Raw genomic sequence first — 14,665 nt, 5'->3', positions numbered from 1 at the left:
AGACTAGTGGGCTTCGGCCTTCTGCGGCACGGCTTTCTGCTTGCGACGCGGCCAGTCGTACGGCCACCACTGAGCACCGCCGCGGCGGGCCCAGACGATGAGCGCGATCAGGACCGCCAGCTCGATCGCCGGGCAGATCGTGTCGCGCAGACGCGCGCTGAACCATTCCAGCGAGTCCGAGAGACTCGCTGCCACTTGGCGTGCGTTCGGATCTCGTCCGGGCACGTAGGCGATCGCCAGCATCGTCGTCCGGATCACCATCAACCCGTCCACCTTCGACGCCGCCACGGCGGCCAGCGCGACCCAGGCGATCAGGTCGTACCAGGGCAGCGAGTACATCGCGGTCAGGATCCAGGCGATCGCGTAGATCGCGGTGTAGCGGATCGCGGCCGGCGTCGGGTCGTCCGGATGCGTCTGCGGAACCAGCGACTTCGGGAACACCTGGGACAGCAGGATCGCGACGACCACGAGTCCGAGCCACGCGATGATCGCCAGGAACGTCCTGACCAACGCGCCTGGCAAGAACAGGTCGAAGAAGCTCAGCAACACCTTGTGCGGCGTACCGGTGGAGATGAACGACGTCTGCGAGCGTGCCTGCTGGAACGCCTGCAGGCCGACAAAGGCATACAGACCGCCCATGGCCAGGGCGCCACCACCGCAGAAGATCGCAGCCTTCCGCCGATCCGTGTGCAGCGCCCACAGCATCGCCACGCCGACCAGGCCGATCGACAGCTTCGTGCAGCCCGCGACACCGATCAGGATGCCCGCCCAGAACACGTGCTTCCGGAACAGCACCAGCGCCATCACCGCGAACATCACCGCGATCGCGTCGTTGTGCGCACCGGCCAGAACTGTCCACAGGATCAGCGGGTTGGCCAGGCCGAGCATCACCACGCGCCGGCGGTTCGGCAGGTTCGGCCCGACCAGCTTGAGCAGGAGCAGCCCGGTGACGACCAGGCTGATCGCGACGGACAACTGGAGCATCCACACGGTCAACTGCATCGAGTCGCCACCGATCAGCGACGAGATCCACTGGACCCAGGTCGCGATCGGTCCGTACACACTCTTCGCGCCCTGCCACGGCCGCTCGGTCGCCGCGATCACCGGGTCGTACCCGAGGCGGATCGTGTCCGCCGGCGCGGTCGTGTACGGGTCGCCGCCGAGCGACATGATCCGGCCGTACGCCGCATAGATCAGGACGTCGCCCGATGCCATCGGCGGGACCAGCGTGATGGCGGCCGTCGTACCGATGCCCAGAGCAACCAATCGCTCGACCCGCGGCGCCCAGCCGTGTTTGAGTGCCCTGGTCGCGAGGAAGACGCCGTACCCACCGAGCAGGATGGCGACGTAGATCATCACGGTGACGAGCCAGTCGTTCGGCTTGCTGTCGAACCAGTACGACGGAAGCCACGCGTGCCGGTTCGTCAGCGTCAGCACGACCACGGACGGGCCGAGCAGGCCGGCTGCCACGATGAGCGTCGTACTGGCGAGGTACAGCGCGACCGCGCGGCGTCCGTAGCGATCGGCCAACCGCGGGTCTGTCGTCTCGGAGGTGTCGCCGGGCGTGCTGCTGCTCATTGCGCCGGCTTCCGCGGGATCAGACTGCGTAGCGACGGACCGCTTCCGGCTGGCAAGGCGCTGCGCGCGGCGAGGGCGCGGCGGACATGCAGGTACTGACGGCCGCGGTGCAGTTGGCCGCGCAGGTCCGTTCCGGTGGCCCGGTGCTTGACCTCGATCGGCACCTCGAGGATGCGGAACCCCTTGCGGCCGAGGTCGATGCTCAGCGCGGTCTCGACGCCGAATCCGGCGGCCAGCGGTACGGCGGCGTCGAACGCGACCCGGGTCAGGCAACGCTGCCCGGACAGCGGCTGCTCCGGCGCCCAGCCCGTCGCCTCCTCGATCCCCGCCCGCGCGAGCTTGACGACGAACCCGTGACCACCCGCCTTGGAACCGTCCGCACGCACCTGCATCGGCAGCGTGCCGATGGTCATGTCCGCGGTGCCGCTCTGCACCGGCTCGATCAGCGGCGCCGCCGCGGTCGCGGAGTCGGTCAGGTCGGCGTCGAGGAAGAGCAGGTGCCGCGCGCGTGCGCCGTCGCGCTCCGCGACCGCCGCCGCTCCGGTCTCCATCGCCGCTGCCTTCCCCCGGTTCCGCTCGTGCCGTACGACGACCGCCCCGGCGCGCTCGGCGGCTTCCGCCGTACCGTCCGCCGAGCCGTCGTCGACGACCACGACCAGGTCCACCCCGATGATCTTGTTCACCGCGTCCACCGTGACCGCGATCCGCTCCGCTTCGTCCTTCGCCGGGATCACACAGGCGACGGCTCGCTCGAACGGCTCGGAAGGCAGGTCATGACCGGACACAGCACCGCAGCCTAGTTCCTCCGCAGCCGAACGACCTCGTCAGTTCCCGGCCGCTGTGGATATCTCGTTCTTTCGAACGACCTGTGGAAAACCCGGAAGCCCTCCGCCCGGATCACGGCATCTTCTCTGCCGAGAGCCGATCAACCAGCTGAGCGGAGGACTCCATGAACAATTCACAAGCACACACAGTCATCGCGAGTGCGGGTGCCGCGCACTCACGAGCGGACGCGGTCGAAGAGCAGACAGATGGCGCCGGACTCCGTCGGCGTCGAGTCGGCCAGCTGCCAGGAGGACGCCGGCAGACCGTCCTCGAAGAGCCGGGCGCCGCCGCCCACCAACTCCGGCGCGAGCGTGATGCTCAGCCGGTCGACCTCGTCCGCGTCCAGCAGCGCCTTGATCACGCTGACACTGGCCAGCACGATGATGTCGCCGCCGTCCTCGCCGCGCAACTGCTTGACCACATCGGCGGCCTCGGCGTCCACGATCCTGCTGTTCTGCCAGCTCGCCTCGGTCAGCGTCGACGACAAGACGACCTTCTCCGTCTCGTTCATCCACTTCGCCACGGCCCGGTCCTGCGGCGCCGCATTCTCGTCGTCGGCCACCGCCGGCCAGAACCCGCCGAACCCTTCGTAGTTCTTCCGACCCAGCAGAATCGTGGTCCCAGGCTCCGTCACCCGGATCATGTGATCCCGGGACGCCTCGGTGATCGCGTGCGGCACGATCCAGCCCATATCGAAGTCGCCACCTACACCGTTTACCCGCCCGTCCAGCGAGAGCGTGATGTTGGCGGTCACCTTGCGTGTCATCTCGGTACCTCCGGTCCCGGACACCCTCTCGGCGTCCTCACACCAAAAATCCTGTCCCCACTCGACCCCCCGAACATCTGCCACCTGGCCGATATCCCCCGGCCCCTGGCCGACCCACCTCCGCCCTCGGCATCGCGACACAGCCGAGCGGCGTACAACGTGTGCCGTCTCTCATCCACCGAGGGTTGGAGGTTGAGGAATATTGTCGGACAATCAGACAGATTGGAGCGGCATCCAGCGTGCAGGACGCGGCTGCCGTAGCGTGGTTGGGACGACCGGAGAAGGGACAGGCGGATGACCGAGACTCAGGGAGTCGACAAGGGGTACGGCGTCGACAGTGAGGTCGGACCGCTGCGGACGGTGATGCTGCACCGGCCCGGCAACGAACTCCGTCGGCTCACCCCGCGGAACAACGACAAACTGCTCTTCGACGGCATCCCATGGGTCGGCCGGGCGCAGGAGGAGCACGACGCGTTCGCCCAGGCGCTGCGCGACCGCGACGTCGAGGTGCTGTACCTCGGCGAGCTGCTCACCGAGGCGCTGGCCGACCCCGAGGCACGTTCGGTCGCCGTCACCGGCGCCATCGAGGACCTCCGGCTCGGCGACACGCTGCGCGACTACCTCCGCGTCTCACTGAGCGACCTCGATCCGGCGCAACTGGCCGAGGCACTGATGGCCGGCGTACGGAACGACGAAGTCCGCGCCGGCGGCCTGGTCACGTCGCTGCTCGCCCACGAGGACTTCCTGATCGACCCACTCCCGAACTTGCTGTTCACCCGCGACTCGAGCGTGTGGATCCGGGACTCGGTCGCCGTCACCTCGCTCGCGATGCCGGCCCGGGTCCGCGAGACCCAGCTGACCGACTTGATCTACACCTTCCATCCCCGGTTCGCCGGCGCGGACAAGACGTACGGCCACCAGCTCGAACACGTCGAGGGCGGTGACGTCCTCGCGCTCGGCCCCGGCGTACTGGCTGTCGGTGTCGGCGAGCGGACGACGCCTGCGGGGGTCGAGCGGCTGGCCCGGCGGGTGTTCGCGAAGGATCTGGCGCACACCGTTCTCGCGGTGCCGATCGCACAACAGCGGGCGACGATGCACCTCGACACGGTCTGCACGATGGTCGACGTCGACGCCGTACTGATGTATCCGAACATGGCCGAGGAGATGCGCGCACACGCGGTCACCACGGACGGCGACCAGCTGCATGTAGCCGAGCCGGAGCCGTTCCTGGTAGCGGCGGCGAAGGCCCTCGGCATCGACACACTCCGGCGGATCGACACTGGTCTAGACCCCGTCACGGCCGAACGCGAACAGTGGGACGACGGCAACAACACCCTCGCGGTGGCGCCGCGGGTGTGCATCGCGTACGAGCGCACCGTGGAGACGAACGCGCGCCTGGAGGAGTCCGGGATCGAGGTCATCCGCATCTCCGGTTCCGAGCTCGGCTCCGGCCGCGGCGGGCCGCGGTGCATGTCCTGCCCGATTCTCCGCGCCCCACTCGCGGTGGTCTGAGCGTGCCTGAACCTTCGCGCGAGTGGCCTAGTAAGCCCAACGACACGCGCTGTGAAATCGGGGCTTGTGGCGGACCACCAATCTGAGTACTCTTCATGGCTAGGCCCAGGCCCTGTTGCTCCCCCGTCAGCAGGACTTGGGCCGTCCACGTTTCTTCACCTCGGTCGCAGGCATCCCCCGCCTCCCGAACACGACACTTTGCCTAAGGCCCCCGATCGGCCTAGACCACAACGGTTGCCCACCGCCCCTAACAACCCCGGCAACCCTGTAATTGCTCGGCTACCGCGGACATCCCGCCGGCACACCGACACGCATACGCCAGCCACCGCGCCGCCGCCCAGCGCACCCGCTATCTCGTGAGCGCCGCGCCGCATCAGCCAGCACGCACCCATTACCAGCCGGCCACGCCGCCTCGCGCCACCCCCGCGGCACCCGCCAGCTCATGAGCCGCCACGCCGCACGGCGCAGCACGAACCATCACCAGCGGACGCGCCAGCCTCGCGTCACCGCCCGATGGCACCCGCCAGCTCGTGAGCGCCACGCCACACGGCGCCCTCCGCGCGCCCTCACTCACCGACTCATGCGTTGTCGGCGACTAGCCAGGTGCTTGGCGCGGTTGAGCGGACAAAGCAAACACCCGGTCGCGCGGGGCGGACCGGGTGTTGTGTGTTGCTTGTCTAGCGGATGGTGAGTTGCCGGCTGGCCAGTCCAGCTCGTGCAGCGCGTTCTTCCGTGGTGAGGGACGCCTCGGTTGCGAGCGCCTTCTCGAGGGCGACCGCGAAGTCAGCGGCCGGCTTCTCCACGTCAGCTGCTTCGACGTCCGCGGGGAGCTCCCAGACCGGCGCGAGTACACCCAGCGCGCGGAAGGAGCCGATCAACCGGCTGCCCTCCGTCAGCGCGGACGAGCCGGCCGCGTGCAGACGAGCCAAAGCGTCCAGCAGGGTGTCCTCGCTGTGCGGCAGCACCCAGCGCAGGTACCGCCGGTCGCCGATCTGCGTCCAGTACGCCGCGTCCACCGACTCCAACCGCACAGTCGGGGCCGCGGACGCGTTCGCCCGCTCCAGCCCCGCGGCGACCTCACCGGTCGGGTCCTCGACGTTCTCGCTCACCCAGAAGTCGAAGCCTTCGTGCACCTTCACCTCGATCGGCTTCGAGGTGTCGATCAGGTCCTGCAGCCGCGGGCCGTCCTTCAGCAGGTCGCCCAGCTGGATCGGGTTGCCCGGTTCGGTGTTCAGCGCCGCGGTGATCGCGTGCCCGAGGTCGCGGCTCGGGTCGCCGGACGACGCGTGCGTCTGCAGACCGATCCAGATCGTCTCGTCGTCGCGCACAAGACCCGGCATCGCCATCGGCAGCAGGGTGACCAGATTGACCACCTTGCCCGCGTTCTCGCCGGTCAGCACGACCTCCGCCGTACCGGACGGAACGATCTCCCGGAACGCGATCAGGTCACACTCGGACGGCAACCCCTCGAACGGCCGCACCACGAACGCGTCGGCTGCCTGGGCCTTCTCCCGCCCATGGCACTGCTTGAATCGCTTCCCCGACCCACACGGGCAAGGTTCCCGCGGCCCGACATCAACAAGGTCGGCCGGATCCAGCGTGACGGTCGTCGTGTTCTTCGCGCGCTGCCGCGACTTCTTTCCCATGCCCGCAGTCTTGCAGCCCTCCACCCCCAACAGCCAACCCGCCAACCCCTCCCGCAGATATCAGGCCCGCAGCCGGTGAGTACGTCGAGCAGTACGACGTACGCGTCTGATGGCGTGCGAGGACGCAGAGCTCGAGCCCTCAGCACCTGGCGGGATCACCTGGATCACCTGGAGCGGGTTTGCTCGGTTGCGCAGGTTTAGTTGGGGATGATTGCGTGGACGGTGCGGTGGGTGGGGGCAGTGCGAACGTCCCAGGTGGAAGTGAGGACGTCCACGATCGCCAGGCCGCGGCCGCCGATGGATTCGGGGTGGGCGTCGTTGATGCGTTGCGGCTCGGTGTCGCCGCGACCGTCGGTCACCTCGACGTGGATGCCGGCCTTGTCGATCCACCAGGCCGCGCGGACCTCACCGGCCGGCAGTGGCGGTGCGTAGCGGATCGCGTTCGAGAGCAGTTCGGACAGGACGAGCTGTGCGTCGTCACAGGCGGTTTCGGCGGCCCGGAAACGCTTGAGGTAGGCGGCTAGACGGCGACGGGCATCCGCTACCGCGGACACTTCATGCGGCAGTACGACGTCCACAACGCTCACGTCGGCAGGCAGGGTCGCAGAGGACAAGCAGGGTCTCCTCATTCATCGGAACAGCCATATGCACTTCTGCCCACGTTCCAGCCTGGGAAAACACCCGCGTGCATTCCGTTACATAGCACCGCTGAAGATCACACGTTTAGCGAAGAAACCGAGACGAAAACGACAGAATTGAACGTTGCAATAACGGCCCGCATTCACACCACTACGTATCCACACCACCCTCCGTGACCCACCCGCCCCGCACCCGCCCCCGCCAAGCTCCCGCCAGTCACGGCGAACACATTCCCGGGCCGGCGGCACCCCACCCACCACCTTCCCCACCAGCCACTCCCACCACTCACTCCCGCCACCCCAGCCCCCAGCCACCGAGCAGCACGACTACTGCGCCGCCCATCTCCCCGACCACGGACAGTTCCAACCGCCCCGGGCGCTCACCGTTCCACCGCCCCGGTGCGCTCCACACTCGCGGCCCACGGACGCTCGTAGTACCCCTGCGAACCCTCCGCCATGTCCTCCGCACGACGACTGCCCCGGACCTCCCGCCTCCGCTGGCCCGGTCCGCTCCGCGCTCCCGGCCTACGAACGCTCGCAGCACCTCCTGCGGCCCCTCCGTCCGACCCTCACCGCGCCAGCCCCAGGTTTCTGGGGAGGCGGGACAGCTGAGGCTGTGGGTGGGGCGGGCTATTGCTGGCGGCGGGGGTGGCGTTTTGGGGGGAAGGTGAAGGAGGGGAGGGGTGGGGACGGGGGTTCGGCGAGGGTTTTGAGGGCGGCTTCGGGGCGGTCGCTGATGATGGCGTCGACGCCGATGTCGCGGCAGTGGCGGACGTCGGCGTCGGCGTTCACGGTCCAGACGTGGACCTGGTGGCCGTGTTTGTGCGCGCGGTCGACGTACTCGGGGTGGGCCGTGACGATCTCCAGGCTCGGGCCGGCGTACGAGACTCCGGTGGGGAGTGAGCCGTCGCGGAAGAGGAGCGGTACGCGGTCCATCAGCAGGACGGTGCGCAGGCCGGGCGCCAGCACGCGCAGGCGGCGCAGCGACAGCCAGGAGAAGCTCATCACCCGGACCGGCGACTCGGTGCCGATCTTCGGGTGCGCCCAGCCGTAGCGGTCGAGGGCCTCGATCAGGCGGCGTTCGACCAGACCGGCGTACCGGGTCGGGTGCTTCGTCTCGATCGCGAGCTCGAGCGGCCGGCCGGCGTCGCGGACCGTCGACAGGAGCTCGTCGAGGGTGAGGACTTTCCGCAGGTCGGGACTCGGCAGCTCAGCCTCGTCGTCGAGCTCCGCCCACGGGTTCTTCCAGGAACCCCAGTCGAAGGCCTCGAGCTCCTCCAGACTCATCGTGGACAGCACGCCACGACCGTTGGAGGTGCGGTCGATCCGGCGATCGTGGACGCAGACCAGATGTCCGTCTGAGGTGAGCCGAACGTCGCATTCGAGACCGTCAGCCCCCGCGTCGACCGCTCGGCGGTACGCCGCAAGCGTGTGCTCGGGACTGACTTCGCTAGCGCCGCGATGTGCCACCACGCTTGGGCGTTTCCCCATGAGGACAACTCTGTCACGCACGCAAGTCACCAAGTCACGCAGGCACGCCGACTGCCGGAAAACGATTACTTACCACCTGCCGGCCTAGGCCAGTTGGGGTGACAACCGGCGCGCGGGAGCAGGCCGGGTCCGGGTCCGGGTCAGCGTCGGTGCGAGTAGGCCAGCGTGGGTGGGGCTGGCGTGGTTGGGGTGGGCTGGGTGCCGGTGGGGCTGGCGTGGATGGGTGTGGGGCGGGGGGCTCGCGTGGCTCGGGTGAGTTGGCGCGGGCGGAGGGCTGGTCTGCTTGGAGTGGGCTGGCGAGGGCGGGTAGTTGTGCGGCCGGTGTGGCTGGCGTGGGGGCTGTGGGGCGGGGTGCTGGGGTGGGGTGAGTAATGGGTGGGCGAGGTGTTGGGGGTGGGGTTTGGGCGAGAGGTGAGGATTGGGGGATGGAGATGCGGGCGGTGGTGTTGGAGGGGCCGGGGGAGCCGGAGGAAATGCGGGTGCGACGGGTGGCTGTGCCAGAGGTGCGGCATGGGTGGGTGCGGGTGAAGGTGGAGGCGTTTGGGCTGAATCGGTCGGAGTATCACCTTCGGGCTGGGCTGGCGACCAATGCGCGCTTTCCGGTGATTCCGGGGATCGAGGCGACCGGGACGGTCGACCTCGCGCCGGGTGGGGAGTTCGAGCCCGGGCAGCAGGTGGTCGCGATGATGGGTGGGATGGGGCGGGAGTACGACGGTGGGTACGCCGAGTACACCGTCGTACCGGCGTCGTCAGTCATCCCGGTCAAGACCGACCTCGACTGGGCAACCCTCGGCGCGCTGCCGGAGATGCTGCAGACGGCACACGGATCGCTGCACACCGGCCTGGCGATCGAGCCGGGACAGACGTTGCTCATCCGCGGCGGTACGTCGTCCGTCGGAGTGGCCGCGGCGGCCATCGCGAAGGAACACGGCCTGACCGTGTTCTCGACGACCCGGAATCCCCAACGAACAAAGGTACTCGAGGATCTCGGCGTCGATTACCCGATCGTTGACGACGGCAACGTTGCGGCAAAGGTCCGGGAAATCGTGCCGGGCGGTGTGAATGCGGCCCTCGAACTCATCGGGACGAATGTGCTCCCGGACACCCTCAATGCGACCGCCGTCCACGGCACCGTTTGTTTCACCGGGATGCTCAGCGACAACTGGACGATCCCGGATTTCTACCCGATCGGCTATCTGCCCAACGGTGTGCGGCTGACGGCGTACGGCGGGGAAAGCAGCGACCTGCCCGCGGAGGCGTTCCAGCGGTACGTCGACCTGGTTGCCAACGGCAAGCTCCCGATCCGGGTCGATCGGGTCTTCACGATGGAGCAGATCGGCGAGGCGCACCGCATCATGCAGGATGGTGCCGCGGTCGGAAAGCTGGTCGTCAAAGTCAACTGAGCGCCGGGCCCCGCCACCTGACAGGGGCCCGGCGCACAGCAACTCAGGCCGTAGCCTCCGACACCACAGAGGTACGACGACCAGCCGGACGAGCCAGCCCGTAGTGGTCCCGCAGCGTCGTCCCGGTGTACTCGGTCCGGAACAGTCCACGCTGCTGCAGGATCGGCACCACGTGGTCCACGAACGCAGTCAGCCCCGACGGCAGTACGGCGGGCATGATGTTGAACCCGTCCGCCGCATCAGCGTCGAACCACTCCTGGATCGCGTCCGCGACCTGTTCCGGCGTACCGCTGAAGGTTCGGTGCCCTCGGCCACCACCAAGCCGGCCGATCAACTCGCGCACGGTCAGCTTCTCCCGTCGCGCCAGCGTCACGATCAGGGTGTAGCGGCTCTTCGCACCCTCGATCTCGTCCTCGTCCGGCAGGTCGGCCGGCAACTGCTGATCGAATGGCAGGTCCTCCGGCTTGACCCGCAAGGTGCGAGCCAACTGCAGCCGCGCGTACTCGGGCCGGATCAACGAGTCCAGCTCCTGCTCGAGCCGCAACGCCTCCTCGACCGTCCCGCCGATCACCGGCACGATCCCCGGCAGAATCAGCAAAGTCGACGGATCCCGCCCCACCGCGGCCGTCCGTGCCTTCAGGTCCTTGTAGAACGCCTGCGCATCCTCCAGCGTTTGCTGCGCGGTGAAGACGGCCTCGGCGTACCGAGCCGCCAGACCCTTGCCGTCCTCCGAGGACCCGGCCTGCACGATCAGCGGGTGGCCTTGCGGCGACCGCGGTAGGTTCAGCGGCCCGCGGACCTGGAAGTGCCGCCCGACGTGATCGATCGGCACCACCCGGTCGTTCAGAGCCCATACGCCCGACTCTTTGTCGGCGATCGGAGCGTCGTCCTGCCACGAGTCCCACAGCTTGTACGCGACCTCGAGGAACTCCGCGGCCCGGTCGTACCGCTCGGCATGCGCCGGCTGGTCCGCCAGGTTGAAGTTCTTCGCCGCCTCAGGACCGGCCGTGGTCACCACGTTCCACCCTGCGCGGCCACCGCTCACGTGGTCGACACTGGCGAACCGTCGCGCCAGGTTGAACGGATCGTTGTACGTCGTCGACGCGGTGGCGATCAGCCCGATCCGCGATGTCGCAGCCGCCAGAGCGGTCAACAGCACGGTCGGCTCCAACGAGCCCGCCGGACGGCGCCCGACGTCACCGAACAGCACCGGCGAGTCGGCGAAGAACACCGAGTCGAACTTCCCGCGCTCCGCAATCTGCGCCAGCGAGCGATAGTGCTCGACCGACGTGTTCGCGAACGGATTGCTTTCCGACAACCGCCACGACGCCTCGTGGTGCCCGGTGCTCATCAGAAACGCGTTCAGGTGCAACTGCCTACTCACAACGAAACCCCCAATGCATCCAGCAACCGCGAACGAACCGCTGAGAACCCCGGATCGGCCGGGCTCCGTGGCGCAGCCAGCTCGATCCGCTCCTCTGCGACCAGCTTTCCTTCGTCGAGCACGATCACCCGGTCGGCCAGCACGATCGCCTCGTCCACGTCATGTGTCACCAGCAGTACGGCGGGCTGATGCGCAGCGCACAGTTTCCGAAGCAATACATGCATCTTCAGCCGGGTGAGCGCATCGAGCGCCCCGAACGGTTCGTCCGCGAGCAACAACTCCGGCTCACGCACCAACGACCGCGCCAACGCGACCCGCTGCTGCTCACCACCGGACAACTCGTTCGGCCAGGCGGACTCGCGGCCCGCGAGACCAACCTCGTCGAGACTCTGCCGGCCGCGCTCGCCGGCACCGCCGAGTCCGAGTACGACGTTTTCCAGCACCCGTGCCCAGGGCAACAACCGGGAGTCCTGGAAGACGACGGACACATTGGCCGGTACGACGAGCTCCCCGGCCCCGTCGACGCCAAAGTCAAGCCCAGCCAATGCCCGCAGTAACGTGCTCTTCCCGGAGCCGCTCTTCCCGAGCAACGCCACGAACTCGCCGGGCGCGATATCCAGGTCGACCCCGTCCAGCACGGCGCGGTCGTCGTACCGCCGTACCAGGTCCCTGACCTGAACGGCTGCTGTTAGGAGTCCAGGGTTCGGCGCCATGACAGGGCCCTTCTTTGGATTAGGCGGACGGCGCCGTCGGAGAGCAGGCCCAGGACGCCGTACAGGACCAGGCCGACGATGATGATGTCGGTCTGCCCGTAGGTCCGGGCCAGTTCCATCATGTAGCCGATACCGCTGGTGGAGTTGATCTGCTCGACGACGACCAGCGACAGCCAGGCGCCGGTGACGGCGAACCGCAGGCCGAGCAGAAATCCGGGCAATGCACCCGGCAGGACCACCCGGCGGATGAAGTCCCACTGCGACAACCCGACGGTCTGGGCGAGCTCGACGTACCGCGCATCGATGGTGCGCAGGCCGTTGTGGGTGTGGATGTAGATCGGTACGAACACCCCGAGCAGGATGGTGACGATCTTCATCGACTCACCGATGCCGAGCCACAGGATCAGCAGCGGCAGCAACGCGAGCGACGGGATCGCCCGCTTGATCTGGATCGGCCCGTCCAGGATCGCCTCGCCGAGCCGGGACAGTCCGGAGATCAGCGCGAGTACGACGCCCAGCACGATGCCGAGGCCGAGTCCGATGAACGCCCGCTGGGTGGAGGTCCACAGGTTCGACTGGAGCCGGCCGTCGGCGATCAGGTCACCGGCCGTGGTGACCACGGTCCAAGGCGCCGACAGCACCCGCGGGTCGAGCAAGCCGGTGGCCGACCCGATGCTCCAGATCGCCAGCAGCATTACAGGTCCGAGTACGGCGCCGAACTTGATCGGCTTGCCCGGTCCGAGCCGGCGACGTCGGACGACGGGCCTCCCGGCGGCCTGCTGTGTGCGCAGGCCGGGCAGAGTGGTGGCGCTCATCTGGCGGCTCCCTTGATCGCGTCGGATGCGACGGTCTGGAAGCGCAGGTCGTAGAGGTCCTTCGCCTGGATCACCGGGTTTCCGGTTTCCTTGGCGAGCAACTCGATCGTCTCCTGCTGACGCTGGATCGCGTCACTCCAGTCGGCGCTGATGTCCGGGTGACCGGCGTTCTCGACCAGCCACTGACCGTCTGCCTCGGTGAGGCCTTGGTCCTTCACGTAGTACCCCGCGATCCACTCGCGAGGGTGCTTGTCGATCCACTGCTGGGCGGCACCCCAGGCGGCGACGTACGCGCGGATCGCGGCGGCCTTGCCCGAGTCCTCGAGCGACTCGGTGGACACGTAGAGGTGACCCGCGTCGTCGCGCAGCCCGTGGTCGATGGTGGCGGCGCCGTCCTTGCCGTACTTGGTCAGGTACCGCTTGATCTGGACGCCGCCGATCGGCGCGACCTCGACCTGCTTACCGGCCAGCGCCTGCGAGTAGACGTCACCGGTGCTGGGCAGCTCGACCAGCTTGACGTCCTCCTTGGTCAGCCCGGCCTTCTTCAGCACCTTGAGGATCAGCGCGCCCTGCGCCTGCCCCGGGCTGTAGGCAATCTTCTTGCCGCGCAGGTCCGCGAGCGTCTTGACCGTCGTACCCGGCGCGATGCCGAGCTCGTAGATCGGATGGTTCAGCGCGTCCTGGCGGAACTTGGAGGCGACGATCTTGACGTGCAGGCCGGTCCAGGTCGCGTGGATCGGCGGGATCTCCGCAACCGAGCCGACGTCGAGGGCCTTCGCCCGGAACGCCTCGGTGGTCTGCGGGCCGCCGCTGAGGTTGGCGAACTGGACGAACTTCGACACCTTGTCGATCTGGCCGGACAGTTCCAGCGCCTTCTGGGTGGTGGGATCGCCGACGACGATCTTGGCGCCGTCCGGAACGGTGGTCGGCAGCGGGGCGTCGAGAGCGAGCTTCGCGGCGCCGCTACCTCCGGCCTCGGCGTCACCGCCACAGCCGGCCACCAGGGTGACGGTGGCGAGTGCTGCGGCGAGTACGGCGTACGTGCGGGTCCTAGACATGTTGTGCTTTCGGGTTCGGAGTGGCGGTGGCGTAGCGGCCGTCGTGGTAGAGCAACGGCTCGTGCTCACGTCGTTCGGAGTGGGTGGTGAGGCGGGCGACGACCAGGTAGTGGTCACCGACGGCGAAGCGGTGCTCGACCTGGGCGCGCAGGAAACTCGGCGCCTCGTCGAGGACCGGCTCACCGGTGCGCAGCCTCGACCAGCTGGTCGGCTCGGCGAACCGGTCGATGCCGCTGGTGGCGAACCGGCCGGCGATCCCCTGCTGGTCGGCGGACAGGAAGTTGATCACCAGGCTGTCGACCTTGCTGACGGTCGGCCAGCTGGACGCGCTGGTGGCGATCGCGAACGAGACCAGCGGCGGCAGCAGGCTGACCGAGACCAGTGAGGTGGCGGTGAACCCGGCCGGGCCGTGACCGGCGTCCGCGGTGATCACCACGACACCGGCGGCGTGGCGACGGAAGACGGACCGGTAGACATCAGCGTCGACGGTCCGCTCCTCCAGACGGTCGGGTACGACGGAAAGGGGCGGACGATCGGACGGGTTGATCGCATGGACTGACATGTCTCTCCCTCGGAACGGGGGCAGGGACGACCGGAAGTGGGCAGCAGGCAGCGCCACAACCGGGCGGGGGTGTGGAGGCGGTATCAGACAGGCCTCGTACGGCGGATGTCCGCCGGAGCAACGCGAATCGGCGCAGCCGTCACCGACAGGTGGCGCTCGCCGTCCGCAGGAGATCGATGACGCGACGGCGTGTCAGCAAAGTCGTCGTCATGTCAACGACTATCTCATCAATGTCGACCCAATAACTAGACAATCTCGGAATCTGGGACATCCG

At 68.1% G+C, this 14,665-nt stretch carries 13 protein-coding genes; 2 read left to right on the top strand and 11 right to left on the bottom strand.

Annotation, left to right across the window (positions count from 1 at the left end; all coding sequences use genetic code 11):
• Window positions 1–3: 3 nt before the first annotated feature.
• From EV652_RS25475 to EV652_RS25465, 3 genes are all read right to left on the bottom strand, one after another.
• Window positions 4–1,578, bottom strand: coding sequence for an MptA/MptB family glycosyltransferase (locus EV652_RS25475; protein WP_132211711.1), 1,575 nt, complete (start codon window positions 1,576–1,578; stop codon window positions 4–6).
• Window positions 1,575–2,363: a glycosyltransferase gene (locus EV652_RS25470; protein WP_132211710.1), complete on the bottom strand. Its 789-nt coding sequence runs from the start codon at window positions 2,361–2,363 to the stop codon at window positions 1,575–1,577. Before EV652_RS25470 ends, EV652_RS25475 begins: the two co-directional genes overlap by 4 nt.
• Before the next feature lie 215 nt (window positions 2,364–2,578).
• The gene (locus EV652_RS25465; protein WP_132211709.1) at window positions 2,579–3,169 is read right to left on the bottom strand and encodes a dihydrofolate reductase family protein; all 591 of its coding nucleotides are present in this window, start codon (window positions 3,167–3,169) and stop codon (window positions 2,579–2,581) included.
• 294 nt (window positions 3,170–3,463) lie between these two features.
• Here EV652_RS25465 and EV652_RS25460 point away from each other — a divergent pair, with 294 nt between their 5' ends.
• Window positions 3,464–4,681, top strand: coding sequence for an arginine deiminase (locus tag EV652_RS25460; RefSeq protein ID WP_132211708.1), 1,218 nt, complete (start codon window positions 3,464–3,466; stop codon window positions 4,679–4,681).
• A gap of 677 nt (window positions 4,682–5,358) precedes the next feature.
• Here the strand turns inward: EV652_RS25460 and EV652_RS25455 are convergent.
• The 3 genes from EV652_RS25455 to EV652_RS25445 form a co-directional block, all read right to left on the bottom strand.
• Entirely contained in the window at window positions 5,359–6,327 is a 969-nt protein-coding gene (locus EV652_RS25455; RefSeq protein WP_132211707.1) for a DUF5926 family protein, read from the bottom strand.
• 197 nt (window positions 6,328–6,524) lie between these two features.
• Window positions 6,525–6,941 carry an ATP-binding protein gene (locus EV652_RS25450; protein ID WP_132211706.1) on the bottom strand — a complete coding sequence of 139 codons (417 nt, stop codon included), beginning with the start codon at window positions 6,939–6,941 and terminating at the stop codon, window positions 6,525–6,527.
• A gap of 654 nt (window positions 6,942–7,595) precedes the next feature.
• Window positions 7,596–8,456, bottom strand: a complete 861-nt coding sequence (locus EV652_RS25445) for a glycerophosphodiester phosphodiesterase (RefSeq protein ID WP_132211705.1) — start codon at window positions 8,454–8,456, stop codon at window positions 7,596–7,598.
• Window positions 8,457–8,881: 425 nt separating this feature from the next.
• Here EV652_RS25445 and EV652_RS25440 point away from each other — a divergent pair, with 425 nt between their 5' ends.
• Window positions 8,882–9,859: a zinc-binding alcohol dehydrogenase family protein gene (locus EV652_RS25440; RefSeq protein ID WP_199238391.1), complete on the top strand. Its 978-nt coding sequence runs from the start codon at window positions 8,882–8,884 to the stop codon at window positions 9,857–9,859.
• 43 nt (window positions 9,860–9,902) lie between these two features.
• Here the strand turns inward: EV652_RS25440 and EV652_RS25435 are convergent, their stop codons facing one another.
• The 5 genes from EV652_RS25435 to EV652_RS25415 are packed head-to-tail and all read right to left on the bottom strand — an operon-like array spanning window position 9,903 to window position 14,391.
• Window positions 9,903–11,243, bottom strand: coding sequence for an LLM class flavin-dependent oxidoreductase (locus EV652_RS25435; RefSeq protein WP_206752095.1), 1,341 nt, complete (start codon window positions 11,241–11,243; stop codon window positions 9,903–9,905).
• Entirely contained in the window at window positions 11,240–11,956 is a 717-nt protein-coding gene (locus tag EV652_RS25430) for an ABC transporter ATP-binding protein (protein WP_132211704.1), read from the bottom strand. The genes EV652_RS25435 and EV652_RS25430 overlap by 4 nt, the downstream gene beginning before the upstream one ends.
• Window positions 11,932–12,771, bottom strand: a complete 840-nt coding sequence (locus EV652_RS25425; protein WP_132211703.1) for an ABC transporter permease — start codon at window positions 12,769–12,771, stop codon at window positions 11,932–11,934. The genes EV652_RS25430 and EV652_RS25425 overlap by 25 nt, the downstream gene beginning before the upstream one ends.
• The gene (locus EV652_RS25420; RefSeq protein WP_132211702.1) at window positions 12,768–13,829 is read right to left on the bottom strand and encodes an ABC transporter substrate-binding protein; all 1,062 of its coding nucleotides are present in this window, start codon (window positions 13,827–13,829) and stop codon (window positions 12,768–12,770) included. The genes EV652_RS25425 and EV652_RS25420 overlap by 4 nt, the downstream gene beginning before the upstream one ends.
• A complete protein-coding gene (locus tag EV652_RS25415; RefSeq protein ID WP_132211701.1) occupies window positions 13,822–14,391 on the bottom strand; it encodes a flavin reductase family protein in 570 nt (189 codons plus the stop codon). The genes EV652_RS25420 and EV652_RS25415 overlap by 8 nt, the downstream gene beginning before the upstream one ends.
• Window positions 14,392–14,665: the final 274 nt, after the last annotated feature.

The organism is Kribbella steppae (assembly GCF_004342025.1).
GTDB lineage: Bacteria > Actinomycetota > Actinomycetes > Propionibacteriales > Kribbellaceae > Kribbella > Kribbella steppae.
Note: the sequence above shows the minus strand (reverse complement) of the source record. Positions and strands in the feature narration are given on the sequence as shown.

Coding starts and splice junctions, on each gene's coding strand:
- EV652_RS25465 (WP_132211709.1), bottom strand. CDS start 3,169: ATGACACGCAAGGTGACCGCCAACATCACGCTCTCGCTGGACGGGCGG.
- EV652_RS25460 (WP_132211708.1), top strand. CDS start 3,464: ATGACCGAGACTCAGGGAGTCGACAAGGGGTACGGCGTCGACAGTGAG.
- EV652_RS25455 (WP_132211707.1), bottom strand. CDS start 6,327: ATGGGAAAGAAGTCGCGGCAGCGCGCGAAGAACACGACGACCGTCACG.
- EV652_RS25425 (WP_132211703.1), bottom strand. CDS start 12,771: ATGAGCGCCACCACTCTGCCCGGCCTGCGCACACAGCAGGCCGCCGGG.
- EV652_RS25415 (WP_132211701.1), bottom strand. CDS start 14,391: ATGTCAGTCCATGCGATCAACCCGTCCGATCGTCCGCCCCTTTCCGTC.
- EV652_RS25430 (WP_132211704.1), bottom strand. CDS start 11,956: ATGGCGCCGAACCCTGGACTCCTAACAGCAGCCGTTCAGGTCAGGGAC.
- EV652_RS25440 (WP_199238391.1), top strand. CDS start 8,882: ATGGAGATGCGGGCGGTGGTGTTGGAGGGGCCGGGGGAGCCGGAGGAA.
- EV652_RS25420 (WP_132211702.1), bottom strand. CDS start 13,829: ATGTCTAGGACCCGCACGTACGCCGTACTCGCCGCAGCACTCGCCACC.
- EV652_RS25475 (WP_132211711.1), bottom strand. CDS start 1,578: ATGAGCAGCAGCACGCCCGGCGACACCTCCGAGACGACAGACCCGCGG.
- EV652_RS25445 (WP_132211705.1), bottom strand. CDS start 8,456: ATGGGGAAACGCCCAAGCGTGGTGGCACATCGCGGCGCTAGCGAAGTC.